The organism is Spirochaetota bacterium (genome assembly GCA_017999915.1).
Taxonomy (GTDB): domain Bacteria; phylum Spirochaetota; class UBA4802; order UBA4802; family UBA5550; genus RBG-16-49-21.
The window spans coordinates 103,000-115,444 of sequence record JAGNKX010000010.1 but is presented as its reverse complement, the minus strand read 5'-3'; the positions used below and the strand labels follow the sequence as shown (position 1 = coordinate 115,444).

14 protein-coding genes are annotated in these 12,445 nt (G+C 55.9%); 8 read left to right on the top strand and 6 right to left on the bottom strand.

From position 1 onward, the window contains the following. The first annotated feature begins 52 nt into the window (after positions 1-52). The 8 genes from KA369_15280 to amrS all read left to right on the top strand — a co-directional run bounded on the left by KA369_15280 (position 53) and on the right by amrS (position 5,252). A complete protein-coding gene (locus KA369_15280) occupies positions 53-502 on the top strand; it encodes a hypothetical protein (protein MBP7737341.1) in 450 nt (149 codons plus the stop codon). Positions 503-610: 108 nt separating this feature from the next. Beyond that, positions 611-1,300, top strand: a complete 690-nt coding sequence (queC, locus tag KA369_15275; protein MBP7737340.1) for a 7-cyano-7-deazaguanine synthase QueC — start codon at positions 611-613, stop codon at positions 1,298-1,300. Beyond that, positions 1,301-2,005, top strand: coding sequence for a ComF family protein (locus KA369_15270; GenBank protein MBP7737339.1), 705 nt, complete (start codon positions 1,301-1,303; stop codon positions 2,003-2,005). Positions 2,006-2,144: 139 nt separating this feature from the next. Then, positions 2,145-2,474, top strand: a complete 330-nt coding sequence (locus tag KA369_15265; protein ID MBP7737338.1) for an STAS domain-containing protein — start codon at positions 2,145-2,147, stop codon at positions 2,472-2,474. A 14-nt stretch (positions 2,475-2,488) separates the two neighbouring features. Continuing rightward, positions 2,489-3,463: a polyprenyl synthetase family protein gene (locus tag KA369_15260; GenBank protein ID MBP7737337.1), complete on the top strand. Its 975-nt coding sequence runs from the start codon at positions 2,489-2,491 to the stop codon at positions 3,461-3,463. A 92-nt stretch (positions 3,464-3,555) separates the two neighbouring features. After that, positions 3,556-3,777: a tetratricopeptide repeat protein gene (locus tag KA369_15255; GenBank protein ID MBP7737336.1), complete on the top strand. Its 222-nt coding sequence runs from the start codon at positions 3,556-3,558 to the stop codon at positions 3,775-3,777. A gap of 9 nt (positions 3,778-3,786) precedes the next feature. Next, a complete protein-coding gene (locus KA369_15250) occupies positions 3,787-4,233 on the top strand; it encodes a polymer-forming cytoskeletal protein (GenBank protein ID MBP7737335.1) in 447 nt (148 codons plus the stop codon). A 17-nt stretch (positions 4,234-4,250) separates the two neighbouring features. Then, on the top strand, positions 4,251-5,252 hold the full coding sequence (gene amrS / locus KA369_15245; protein ID MBP7737334.1) for an AmmeMemoRadiSam system radical SAM enzyme: 1,002 nt from the start codon (positions 4,251-4,253) through the stop codon (positions 5,250-5,252). 71 nt (positions 5,253-5,323) lie between these two features. Here the strand turns inward: amrS and KA369_15240 are convergent, their stop codons facing one another. From KA369_15240 to KA369_15215, 6 genes are all read right to left on the bottom strand, one after another. Continuing rightward, positions 5,324-5,701 (bottom strand): STAS domain-containing protein, encoded by a 378-nt coding sequence (locus KA369_15240; GenBank protein MBP7737333.1) that lies wholly within the window; start codon positions 5,699-5,701, stop codon positions 5,324-5,326. A gap of 258 nt (positions 5,702-5,959) precedes the next feature. Then, a complete protein-coding gene (gene nrfD, locus KA369_15235) occupies positions 5,960-7,243 on the bottom strand; it encodes a polysulfide reductase NrfD (GenBank protein MBP7737332.1) in 1,284 nt (427 codons plus the stop codon). A gap of 30 nt (positions 7,244-7,273) precedes the next feature. Beyond that, entirely contained in the window at positions 7,274-8,053 is a 780-nt protein-coding gene (locus KA369_15230; GenBank protein MBP7737331.1) for a 4Fe-4S dicluster domain-containing protein, read from the bottom strand. 39 nt (positions 8,054-8,092) lie between these two features. Then, positions 8,093-10,060: a molybdopterin-dependent oxidoreductase gene (locus KA369_15225; GenBank protein MBP7737330.1), complete on the bottom strand. Its 1,968-nt coding sequence runs from the start codon at positions 10,058-10,060 to the stop codon at positions 8,093-8,095. Positions 10,061-10,102: 42 nt separating this feature from the next. Beyond that, positions 10,103-10,675, bottom strand: coding sequence for a hypothetical protein (locus tag KA369_15220; GenBank protein ID MBP7737329.1), 573 nt, complete (start codon positions 10,673-10,675; stop codon positions 10,103-10,105). 213 nt (positions 10,676-10,888) lie between these two features. Then, positions 10,889-12,442, bottom strand: a complete 1,554-nt coding sequence (locus tag KA369_15215; protein MBP7737328.1) for a diguanylate cyclase — start codon at positions 12,440-12,442, stop codon at positions 10,889-10,891. Positions 12,443-12,445 lie beyond the last annotated feature (3 nt).

Genomic DNA, 12,445 nt, shown 5'->3' with positions numbered 1-12,445 from the left:
GACGGCCCCGCCCCATGGCACCGGACCGTTACCATGACTCAGGGAGGATTCCATGAAATTAAACACTTACTTTCTCGATCAATACCGTGACATCGTCTTTCCCGTCATCGTCATCGACGATGAGGATCTCTACAGCGCACGGGATATGGCGCAGCTCACATACCTGCTCCTGCGGTGCAAAAAGCCCTATGACCGCTTCATCAAGTTCCTGGACGCGACCGGATATGAATTTCTGTTCGAGCCGCCCGTGCTGGCCCTCCTTCCCAACGTCCTGCGCCACGATTTCCCCTGGACCAAAAAAGAGCTGTTCCAGCTCTATGACGAGGCCCCCAACAGGCCGGCCGGGATCGGTGATTTGAAACTATTGAAGAAGAAACCGATCGGCCACATCATCATCCATATCGCAGACCTGGTAAAGGAGAACAGGCCGTCCCTGGCCGGGCGACTGGCGCGGCCGTTCAGGGAGCGGCGGAAATTCAACCCGACACCATGGCTGCAGTGACGGTGACCGCCATGGCACCGGGGCGCCCCTTTTTTTGTTGCGGCAAAGCGCGCGGTATCGTAGCATAGCAACCGATCTTCAGATTCGAAATACCGGGTGGAGGCGAGGATGAACAAACAGGCGGTAATCCTTCTTAGCGGCGGCATCGATTCCGCCACGACTGCGGCGATCGCCATTGACCGCGGCTTTGAGCTGTCCGCCCTGACGTTCCGGTACAGTCAGCGCCACCTCGTCGAGGTCGCGTCGGCGGCCAGGCTGGCCGAATTTTTCCTGATCAGGCGCCACGTCACTATCGATATCCCCGCCGGGATCTTCCGCTCGTCCCTGACCGATACGTCGATCGAAGTCCGCAAGAACGCCGATCCGGAAGCAGGCGGGGAGATCCCCGACACCTACGTGCCCGCCCGCAACATCCTCTTCCTCTCCTACGGCCTCGCCTTCGCGGAATCGATCGACGCGTCGCGCATATTCATCGGCGCCACGGCGGTGGATTACAGCGGCTACCCGGACTGCCGCCCCGAATTCTTCGAAGCCTTCCAGGCGATGGCGGACAGGGGCACGAAGGCCGGCGTATCCGGCGCGGGGATCGTCATCGAAACGCCGGTCATCGCGATGGGCAAGGCGGAGATCATCCGCACCGGCGCGCGCCTCGGCGTCGATTACGCCATCACCCACAGCTGCTACGATCCCGGCCCCGGCGGCCTCGCCTGCGGCGCCTGCGATAGCTGCATTATAAGAAAAAACGGATTCAGGGACGCCGGCGTTCCCGACCCTACCAGGTACCGGGACCGGCGATAAATGCTCGGCATTTTCCTGGACATCCTTTTCCCTTCGCGCTGCGCCGCCTGCGGCGCCACGGTCGCCTCGGCCGATCGCCGTCTGTGCCCGTCCTGCGCCGGCCGGATCGACGTGCTGGAAGAGGGGTGCCCCTTCTGTTCCGGTCCCGCCGGCAAATCCCCCTGTCCTTCCTGCGCCGACCGGCACTGGTATATCACGCGTCACATAGCCCTTTCCGATTACAGCGGCGTCATGAAAAGCGCCATCCGGAAAATGAAATTCGGCGGGATCCGCGGGATATATTCCGCCCTGGGCTCACTGGCCGCACGGGAAATCGTCCGCCGATCCATATCGGCAGACATCATAACCTGGGTCCCCATGAACTCAAAGAAAGAATGGCGCCGCGGCTTTAACCAGTCGGAGCGCATCTCATCGTTCATCTCAAAAAAGACGGGAATCCCCGGCCGGGCCCTCCTGAGGGAAAAACGGGGCGCCGGGGCCCAGCGGGACCTGGGCCTCAGGGACCGCTTCATTCACTCGTTGGGACGATATGAGCCGGTCAAAGGGCCTAATCTGTCCGGAAAGAGCGTCCTTCTTGTCGACGATGTGTACACGACCGGGGCCACCATTAACGAATGCGCCCGGCAGCTGCGGATGGCGGGGGCCGAACAAGTATTTTCCCTGACTATTGCCCGAACAGACGTAAAAAGGCTTGAAAAGTTTTGAATTTTATTTTAAAATGGACACAGGGTCAATATAATTATTGACCATTGCATAATGCCCGTATAATGATGTATTCCTGAATAATGCAGGACACGATCGCTTTTTCCAGATACATTTACCTCAACCGCATGGAGAACTGTATATGAAGAGAAAATCAACCGATAACGTTGAAATTCTGATTTTAGACGGTAGGATCGACCAGGAAGGGTCGGAAGAGCTTGAAACGTTGCTGCAGAACTGTCTCGACAATGGAAAAAACAATATATGCATCGACATGATGGATGTAAAGCATATATGCAGCTCCGCCCTTGGCGTCCTGGTCGCCATCAAGAGAAGGATCAAGGACAATGAAGGCGATATCAAGCTTGTCATCGTCAACGACAACCTTCTGCGGCTGTTCGAAACAACCATGCTTGACAAAGTGTTTGAAATATACGAATCCCAGCGCGAATGCCTCTCTACCTTTGATTGATACCGTTACCCGGCATGGACAAAGATCTAAAAGATATTCTTGCGCCCCTGGATCAGCATCTCAGGAGGGTTGATGAAGAAATACAAAAGCGCCTTAGGACCGGCATCCCGGTCATCGACGCGAGCGCGCTCCATCTGTTCCTGAGCGGCGGGAAGCGGATACGGGCCTCCCTGGTGATCCTTTCCAGCGGCCTCCGCGGAGAGATCCCCCGGGGAATCATCGAGCTTGCCGCCGCCACGGAGATCGTCCACGCATCGTCCCTCATCCATGACGACATCATCGATCAGTCGATGTTCCGGCGCGGGAACATCACCGTTCCCAAGAAATGGGGCAACAAGGTGGCGGTCCTGGTGGGCGATTTCATGTACGCCGTGGCCCTCAACACCGCGGTCCAGGACGGCGATCCCGCCATATTCCCCCTCATGGTGGTGGGCACCAAGGACATGGTCATGGGAGAGCTCTGCCAGCTGGAATACGCCGACCTCGACAAGGCGCGCCGCGAACACTACCTGACGATCATCGAGCTCAAGACGGCCCGCTTCATGGCGTCATGCACGCGCCTCGGCGCGACCAAGTCCGGGCTCCCGGAAGAGGAGCGCGAAATAATGTACCAATTCGGCCTCAATCTGGGCTTTGCCTTCCAGATCATCGACGACACCCTTGACATCATGCAGGCCTCCGAACAGGTAGGGAAGGACGTCGGGAGCGATTTCAAGGACGGAAAAATCACCCTTCCCTTCCTGCACCTCATCGAAACGGGCGGATCCGGCGACCTTGAGCGGCTGAAGCGCTATATCGAGAAGCCCACGCCCGAAGGATGGATGGAGATCAAAAAACGTCTCGTGGACATCGGCTCGATCGAATACACGGTCCGCTTCGCGGCGGATTACATAGAGAAGGCCCGCGAGATCCTGAAGCGCTTTCCCGATTCCCAGTTCAGGACCATACTCTTTGAGCTTTCGGATTTTCTGCTCGGCAGAACGTACTGACGGCGCCCGTTTTTTAAAAATTTCAGTTGTAATTAATGACCCCGGAATTATATTTGAAATGAGGATACAAACCAGGCGCGGGGAGGTTTCCCATGATCACCAAGGAAATGGAAGAGCTTCTGAAATACTATAACCTGGGCCTTACTGCGTACAAGCAGCGAAAATGGGACGAGGCGATCCGGGCCTTCGAGAAGGCGCTCAGCATCAATCCGAGCGACGGCCCTTCGGAGCTCTATCTCCAGCGTTCCCGCAGCTTCAAGGAAAACCCTCCCGCGGAAAACTGGGACGGCGTTTTCGTCATGACAACAAAGTAGGTAGGGGCAATGACAAAAAAGGTAATCCAGATAAACAAGAATCCGGTATACGATATCGGCATGATCACCACGGTATTCAGCAAGGATACCGAATTCTTCGGCGACCTCTCCTTCAAGAAATCGCTCCAGATCAACGGCTACTTTGAAGGGGAGATCGTTTCCGGCGGCTTCCTGGTCGTCGGGGAAGGATCCGTGGTCAAGGCTAACATCAAGGCAAAAACCGTGATTCTGCAGGGCACCGTGTACGGGAACATCGAAGCCGCGGCGCGGCTGGAGATCCACGCCACCGGCAAGCTCTACGGCAACATACGGACGGCGAAGCTGCAGATCGCCGACGGCGTCGTTTTCGAGGGCACCTGTGAAATGATCAAGGGCGACGGCAAAAAGCCGGATAAAGAAACCGACGACGCGCATTCCGCGAAAGATTCCATCAAAGAGGCAGCAGCAGAGGCATAACACCAGGCAAGGGCGTCATGAACGCGCGGGAAGCCGCTTTTTATGAAAAACAGGGCGCCGGATCGGTCCGGTGCCTTCTCTGCCCCCACAATTGCTCCATCAATGAAGGCAAGCACGGCATTTGCGGCGCCCGCAAAAACAGCGGCGGCGTCCTGATCAGCGAGATCTACGGCCGCCTCACGGCCGTGGCCATGGATCCCATTGAGAAAAAGCCCCTCTATCACTTTCATCCCGGAACGGCCATACTCTCCATCGGCACCAAGGGATGCAACATGAAGTGCCCCTACTGCCAGAACTGGCATATCTCACAGGACCTGGCGGCCCGCACCTCCTATTATTCATCAGCGGACATCGTCGGCGCGGCCCTCAGGGAGGGTTCCATCGGCATCGCCTATACCTATTCGGAGCCGATCATCTGGTACGAGTATGTCCATGACACGGCCATGCTGGCCAGGGAGGGGGGCCTCCTCAACGTCATGGTGACGAACGGTTTCATCAACAGGGAGCCCCTGGAAAAGCTCCTCGGCTGCGTAGACGCCATGAACATAGACCTGAAAACCTTTCGCGAAGACACCATGAAAAAGGTCCAGAAAGCGCGGCTCGCCGACGTGCTCTCGACGATCCGTCTCGCCCATGAGCGGGGCTGCCATATCGAGCTGACCACCCTGGTGGTCACCGGCATCAACGACGATATGACGGAGATGATGGATATCATCGACTTCATCGCCTCGGTCGACCGCGCCATACCGTGGCACATATCCCGCTACTACCCCAATTACCGGTACGACCGAGACGCCACGGATGTCGCCTTCATGATGAAGGTCCACGAGGAAGCCGAGAAAAAACTGGACTACGTATACTGCGGCAACGTCTCGTCCCATGAACGGGGACATGACACCCGCTGCCCCTCCTGCGGCGCAACGGCCATAAGGAGGGCAGGCTACCATATCAGGATAGAGAACCTCGCCGGCGGCTCCTGCTCGAAATGCGGGCATAACCTGGGAATAAAGCAAAAATAGTCACCCCGCGAAATAACTTCACTCACCGTGAACGTGTCGGATAACAATCGCGATGGCGAGGTGCCGGGGGCCTACATGACCTCATAGGAGGCGTACAGGGAGGGCGCCGTGTGGAGGACATAGCGGTTTTCAAAATCGGACCGCGATGTAATGTTAAAATACCGGTCGAGCTTGGCGGTCGCAAAAAGTTTCTGGAGCAGGGGATTCAAATCGTAGAACACCAGCATGATGCCCTGGGCCATGGCATAATTGAAAAACTTGACGATAAAGCCGATCGCCGATGAATCAAGCGATTCAAGCTTCTGACAGTTGATGGCGATCACCCGCGGCATTTTTCTGATCTGGGCCATCCACACGTATTCGATCTTGGTGAGGCTGTCGATATTAAATATTCCCTCTATGTGGATTACCACAATATCGCCAAACTGTTCGACATATGTATTAACCATTAAATAGCCCGGAAGGAAGATTTGAAATAATTCAATATCATTATCGTCATACTGTCAAGCACTATGCAGAAGATTAATTGCGCGATTTTTTAAACAACGCCGGGCGCACCGTCCAGGCAGACGGTTGTCGCGTTTCGGTTCATTCTGAAGGCGGGGTCACGTGACCCCGCCTTCAGAATATGCGGCACGGCCTTCAGGGCATGAAAAAACGGCGATTCGCACCGCCGTTTTCCGTTATTGCCATTTCAACCGTTGCGCTTATTCAGCTGCGTGGCCTTCTCCCCCGGCATGGTCCTGGTGTGCGGCATGGGGGAAGAGCGGCGTATACTTGGCGAACCACATGTAGATCAGTATCATGACCGATATGCCGCCCAGCATAACGAACCACTCCTGGATTGTCGGATTGTAACCGATAAACCCCTTCCAGGGAAAATTCGGAACAGAAGAGCCGTTCAGCACGACGAACAGCTTGTTCATGAACAAGGCGCCGGCCCCGCTGGCTATGCCGATAAGGAATGTCTTTTCCTGCTCGCGGTTCTTCTTTACCAGAAGCATCGCGATAGCGGTTGCGATCAGCAGGAACTCCAGGACAAGTATCCACCAGCCGTAGTATCCGCCCAGCAGGCTGGAAAAACTCCGGTCGAAGAGCGGGGTCCACTTGGCGGCCATGAGGCTGACATCGACCACCCGGGCGATCAGGTAGAATACCATCATTGTGCCGGAGACCTTGGCTATCGAATAGAAGGTTTCCTTGGGAAGAACTTCCTTCTTCATTACCTTTCCGGCTATATAAGCGCAGAGCGTCATGAACGCGGTGCCGCCCGCAGTTGCGCCGATTATTACGACAAAGAAGTAAATATGGTGGGCCCGGAACCACGATGCCTTACCATACATGATATCCCACATCCCGCCGCCCAGGGACCCCTGGTGAAAGCATGACAGGAAGGTTCCGGCCGCGGCAAAGATCCACATCAGGCGGTGGAGATAGTGGCCGATATAGTGAAGGGCCGGTATCGCGTCGAGGACCTTGTGCTTCAGGACCACCGGGATCAGCTCAACGCAGAGGATCATGAAGTAAAAGGTGAGGCACCAGACAACTTCAGTCAGCATCGAGATAGGCATCAGGCCGGGTCCCCAGTTGGGGTAGGCGTATCCGAACCATGCCCGGAGAGGCTGGCCAATGTCAAACACCAGGAAGACCAGCGTGAACAGGTAGCAGAGAAAACCGATGAGGACCGAGGAGTTGATCATCGGCTCCAGCTTGTCATTCCTTAAAATATAGAGTATGAAACCGCTGGTGAAGGCGCCGCCGCCCAGACCGACCAGTCCCAGGTCACCGATGATCCATTGGCCGAAGGGATACATGTTGCTCATGTCGGTGTAGCCCAATCCCCAGAAAAGGATCTGCACGCCGAAGATGGCAAAACCGGCCGTGAAAAACAGCATGATGTAGAGGGCTATCTTCACGTTCTTCGAATAGCTGTTCCATTCCTTCTTGACGAATTCTATGTATTGCTTGATATAACCTATAAGTTTACCCACTGTTTTTCTCCTTTACCTGAATATCGGAGTCTATTTGAATTTCATCATTTCCTTGATCCAGGCCTTGCTGGTGAGGTAGTAGACCTTCGGATTGGGGAAATTCTTGATATGCATCATCTTTTCTTTCGTCTTCTCGTCCTTGTCGTCAATTGTGTGGACAAGGCGGAACTTCCGCTTCTTTTCCTTTTCAAGAAGCTGGCTGATTTCCGAGTTCGGATCATCCAGGTCGCCGAAGACCATAGCCTTGGTCGGGCAGGAGGCGACGCAGGCCGGCGTGTAGGTGACGGCGTTGATGTCAAGCTCGCCCTTGGCCGCAGCCTTGTCGCGCTCGCGCTTCCAGATATGGCTGCAGAACTGGCACTTGATGACGGTTCCGCGCGACGGCACTGATACGTCGGTATTCAATGAATTCTTGAAGGAGCCCTCGTGTCTCGGTTTCCACCAGTTGAAGGCCCGGGCCTCGTAGGGACATGAGGCCTGGCAGTACCGGCATCCGATGCAGCGCGACCAGACCTGGCTGACAACGCCGTCATCTCCGACGTCGGTTGCCACGACCGGGCATACCGACACGCAGGGCGGCTTCGGGTTTTTCGGATCGTTCCCGTCGCAGTGCTGGCACATCTTCGGTATATAGCAGACCTCGACATTGGGGTACTTGGCATCGCGGTCGTTGGTGACCTTCATCAGGTCCATGAACTGAACGCGCTTCACCAGGTCGGAATCATCCTCGAACAGAGGCAAATTGTTTTCTTGAGAACAGGCGATGGTGCATGTGCCGCAGCCCGTGCACTTGTCCAGATCTATAGCCATTCCCCATCTTCTTTTCATTTTCATGTTGGTATCCACCTCTTAGCTGATTTTGACCCTGGTGAGCCACCAGTTCGCGGCCCCGGTCAGGGGATCGATGTCACTCGCCATGATTTCCTTGGGATTGACGCCTTTCTTCTTCGCGTACTTGGTATAGGCCTTGTGGCCGAACCCCAGGGGAATCGCTATCGTATCAGGCGCCACTATATCGGTGAGGTGGGCCTTGACGCTGCCGATCTCGCCACGTGAAGATTCGATGTCAATCCGCTCTCCTTCGCTGACGCCCTGCTTATCGGCCGTCTCTCTGTTTATCATGACCCAGAGCTTGCCTTCGGAGTAGGTTTTGTCGTCGATGGCCTTGAGCACGTAAGGGAAGGCCAATCCGTCGCCGTCTCCCACGAAGGTCACTTCCGTCGGGATGAGCGCGACGGGGAATTCCGCGGTCGCCTTGAGCGTTTTTTCAAGTGCCGCGAGGGTGTCCTTCAGGACCTTGGCGTTAAAGTTCACGGCGCCGGCGCCTGCCGCGCCGCCGTAAGTCTTGACCAGATCAACATAGCCGTTCCAGTTGAAGTTGGCCTTCGCGCCGTCGACCTTCTGGGCCAGCTTGATGATGGCGTCCCCGGCATGGATCGCTTTTTCATAGGCCTTCACCGGGGCCGCGCCGGCCGCGCTTTCGGACTCGAGGAAGCTCAGGGACGGGAAGATATAATCGGCATACATGGCCGTGTCGTTCAGGAGGGGCATGATTCCCACGACAAAGGCCTTCTCCATCTTCGTGGCAAGGTCCGCGCCGTATACGCTCTTGTACACGGGATCAGCCTCGTTTATGAAGAGCATTTCGAAATTGCCGTTCTTGATGAAATCGTCAAGGCCGGCAAACTTTTTAGCGTCTTTCAGGATCGCAGCCGCATCGGCTCCAAGGGCCGGCTCGCCAAGGCCCTGGATCTTTTTAAGCTGGGCCCCGCGGGCGCCCACCATGGCGTTCAGGGCGTACACGGCCATGAGCTCCGCGGCCGACGAGGAAACGCCGGCGCCGCCGCGTCCGGCGACCGCGATGGGGCTCCTGGCCGCGGCAAAGGCGTTGGCCACGTCCTCGATCTGCTTAGCCTTGAGCCCCGTAAGGGCCGCGACCTTATCCGGGGTGTACGCGTCGACGACGGCCATCCAGTCGCCGCCGCCGGCAGCCCGGCCTTTCTTCTTGAGACAGTTGGCTATGCCCATCGCAAGGATCAGCTCGGTCCCCGGCTTGACGGGGAGCCACTGGTCGGCCAGAGAGGCCGTCCGGGTGCAGACCGCGTCGGCCTGGACCAGCTTCGCGCCTTTCTGTTTCATATCGACGAGGGCTTTGTTCATCACGCAGGCCGTTCCCCAGCCTTCAAAGAGGCGGGCGCCGAAGCTCAGTATATAATCAGCATTGCTGAAATCGTAGTCTACGAAACCGCCCAGCGCGGCCTGGGAGAGGGAGGCCAGCGAGGGCTCATAGTATGAGTTGCCGCTGCCGGCCGATTTGATCAGCCTGTTGAGGAGCGCGGCGGTGAGATTCTCGTTCTTGCTGATGCCGGCTATGAGGCCGCCCTTTTTCGCGGCTACCAGGCTGTTCATTTTCTTCGCGACCGCCGTCAGGGCCTCTTCCCAGGTCACCTTTTCGAAGGCCGAAGGCTTCACAGTCCCTTTCTTCCCCGTCCTCTTCAGGGGCGCGTCGATCCTTTCCGAATGGTACAGAAGCTGGAGCGCGTTCTGGCTGAAGGGACAACCGCTGTTCGATGATTCAATTTTAACGGCCCGGTCGCCTATCATGCGGATGGACATCTCGCATTTTTCGCGGCACGCGTCGCAGATCGTTTTCAGGTACGCTTCCCTGCCGGGAACCGGCACGTACTGGTCCTGGGTCCACTCGACGAGCCACTGCAGACCGAGAAAGGGAGCCCCGGAAAAGACGTATCCGGTGAGACCGCCGACGACGGCGCCGCCGCCCATCATTATGAAATCTTTTCTTTCTATTTTTTTCATGGATTATTCATCTCCTCTGGCAAGTTTCATGGTATCGGAATATCAGTCGTGGCAGACCGCGCACTTGTTGCTGATGTTGAGGGCGGTATGGCAATCCTCGCATTGACCCATCGGCATTTTTCCTTTTATCATGGCCATGTTGGTAGAGTCCGCCTTGTCGCCGTGGCACGATCCGCAGCGGGCCTTCTTCCTGCCGTCCTCGTATTGCGCCGTCATGACGACCTTATGGCTGAAATAAGCAAGGTCAGGCTGCTTGGCGTAGGAGCCCCAGGGCTTATCGGTATCCTTGTATTTATCCAGCATGGGTTTCCGCAGAGCGGTCTCCGGACCGGCGTTCTTATCCGGTCCTTTCGGATCGTGGCACGATTTACACTCCGCGACCGTGGGAAGGCCCTTGAACCTGCCGTTCTCATAATACCCGTGGCATGTCTCGCAGTCATCTTTCGACATACCGTTCGCCGGCATATACTTGGTAAGGTGGGTTTTGTGGTTAAAGTAGACCGATTTCTCAGGATGGTTTGCCATTGCATAATTGCATCCAATCTGGGAAACAATATAGGTGGAATAAAAACACACGATAAAGGGGATCCCGATAAGAAGTATTGTCCGTTTCACCAAGCTTCTCCTTTTTGTATATCTTTAAGTAAGGTAAAAATTGGTTTTGATTAAACACCAACGGCTGTGGCATTGCCGTTTTTTAATTGAATTATATATTTTAATTTAGGACTTATATGTCAACAAAATAATAAAAAATTCTTTTAGATTTACATCGGCAGTAACAAAAAACAAGGAGCTGTTGTTCCAGAAAAACAACGAGAAGGCGCGCGATCATGGGCCTGTCGATCCGGTCACCTGCCGCATCGCCAGGGCGGCAGGATCCTCCCCCGGGCTGGCGGTATCTGATGACGCAAGGCCGATCCTGGCATCGATCTTCACGACCGTATCATCGGTAATCTTGATCCGGAACGTATCCAGTGAACTTTTCAGGCGCCTCTCCACTGCCTTTGCTTTCCGCGCGTTGACATCAGGCATGATGAGGGCGAGATAATTGTCATGACGGCACAGGTATCCGTCATTGCCGATGATATCAGCCGCGGCCGGCCCGATCAGCTTGATAATGCCGTTCTTCTCCGCGTCCCCGAGCCGTTCAAAGGCGTCACAGAGCAGGATATAAAGGATGGAGAAATCCTTGCCTTTGCCGCTCCACGCCTTGAGGCACTCATTGTATTTCAGGTTGCAGTATATTTTGCTATGAAGACCGGTCCCGGCATCGGTCATCACGTCATTGACCATGATATAATCGTGGATGTTCTTCAATACGCCGGTCACGGCCGACCTGGCATCGCGCATCTGACTGCCCTGGAGGCCGTCCCGCCGTGTCATCTTCACGACCCCCAGGAACGCTTCATTGTAAACAAGGGGTATGATTATCGTCCGCCCCTCCTCAAGGACCATGGAGGCGCCGCCGCGCAGCTCCCGGCCGGCCTCGTTGTCCACGTCAATGGTATCGAAGCTGACTGAATCGATCCGGAGGAAGGTGCTGCCCGTAAGCTCCATTGTTTTGACCAGCTTTCCGGAGTAATGGAAGATATACAATGAAACGGCATCGGTGTCACAGGAAGCGTTTATGGCCTTGAAGAGATCGTGGATGTAGCCGCTGAGCCCGTCTGAAACAACGCTGGCTGTTTCATTGGGCAGCGCCGTGTCGCCGGAGGACGGGGGGCCGCCCTGGAGGCTCAGGTCAATGATTCGGCCTTCGTCACTGCCCTGCTGCGTCGGCTTTTTCGAGGCCATTATATACGCCGCGGCGGTAATGATAACGATCAATAATACCAGCAGAGACACTTCCAGAACGGACCTGGTGATGACCGTGCCGCCCACGGCATGGGGATAGACCACGAGAAGGCGGTATCCGCCGATCCTCGTGAGAAAGACATAGAACCGGAGCTGCTCCACGCCTCGCGCCGTCTTTTCATCGTAATACCGGACAACGTAGGGATTGTCCTTTGTAATGTTGAACTTGTCCTGGGTGAAATCCTTTAAAATGGCTTCAAAGAGGTCGACGGTGTGTATGTAACGGTCATTCTTGCTGGAGAGACGGACCGACAGGGTCCTGTCCGTGACGGCCATCAGGGCGACCTGGCGGTATTTCCTGTGGGCCGATTCGAGAAAGCCGGAAAGGTCCCCCGGGGCCGGCACCCTGTTCTCGGCGGCCAGGCGCTTTTCCAGGTCGCGGTATTCACCGACGATGCTGTTGGTGGTCCTTACGAGCGAACCGAGCCGCTCGTTTTCGACATTGGTGAAGCGAAGCGTAAAATAGAGGAACAGGCCGATGACCAGGAAAACGGCCCCCGCCGCAATGACCTTGATTCTCAGGGACATGGC

What these genes read in the sequence shown, in the direction of transcription:
- KA369_15240 (MBP7737333.1), bottom strand. Translation starts at nt 5,701, where the DNA reads ATGGTTAATACATATGTCGAACAGTTTGGCGATATTGTGGTAATCCAC.
- amrS (MBP7737334.1), top strand. Translation starts at nt 4,251, where the DNA reads ATGAACGCGCGGGAAGCCGCTTTTTATGAAAAACAGGGCGCCGGATCG.
- KA369_15250 (MBP7737335.1), top strand. Translation starts at nt 3,787, where the DNA reads ATGACAAAAAAGGTAATCCAGATAAACAAGAATCCGGTATACGATATC.
- queC (MBP7737340.1), top strand. Translation starts at nt 611, where the DNA reads ATGAACAAACAGGCGGTAATCCTTCTTAGCGGCGGCATCGATTCCGCC.
- KA369_15215 (MBP7737328.1), bottom strand. Translation starts at nt 12,442, where the DNA reads ATGTCCCTGAGAATCAAGGTCATTGCGGCGGGGGCCGTTTTCCTGGTC.
- KA369_15260 (MBP7737337.1), top strand. Translation starts at nt 2,489, where the DNA reads ATGGACAAAGATCTAAAAGATATTCTTGCGCCCCTGGATCAGCATCTC.
- KA369_15255 (MBP7737336.1), top strand. Translation starts at nt 3,556, where the DNA reads ATGATCACCAAGGAAATGGAAGAGCTTCTGAAATACTATAACCTGGGC.
- KA369_15265 (MBP7737338.1), top strand. Translation starts at nt 2,145, where the DNA reads ATGAAGAGAAAATCAACCGATAACGTTGAAATTCTGATTTTAGACGGT.
- KA369_15230 (MBP7737331.1), bottom strand. Translation starts at nt 8,053, where the DNA reads ATGGCTATAGATCTGGACAAGTGCACGGGCTGCGGCACATGCACCATC.
- KA369_15270 (MBP7737339.1), top strand. Translation starts at nt 1,301, where the DNA reads ATGCTCGGCATTTTCCTGGACATCCTTTTCCCTTCGCGCTGCGCCGCC.
- KA369_15225 (MBP7737330.1), bottom strand. Translation starts at nt 10,060, where the DNA reads ATGAAAAAAATAGAAAGAAAAGATTTCATAATGATGGGCGGCGGCGCC.
- KA369_15280 (MBP7737341.1), top strand. Translation starts at nt 53, where the DNA reads ATGAAATTAAACACTTACTTTCTCGATCAATACCGTGACATCGTCTTT.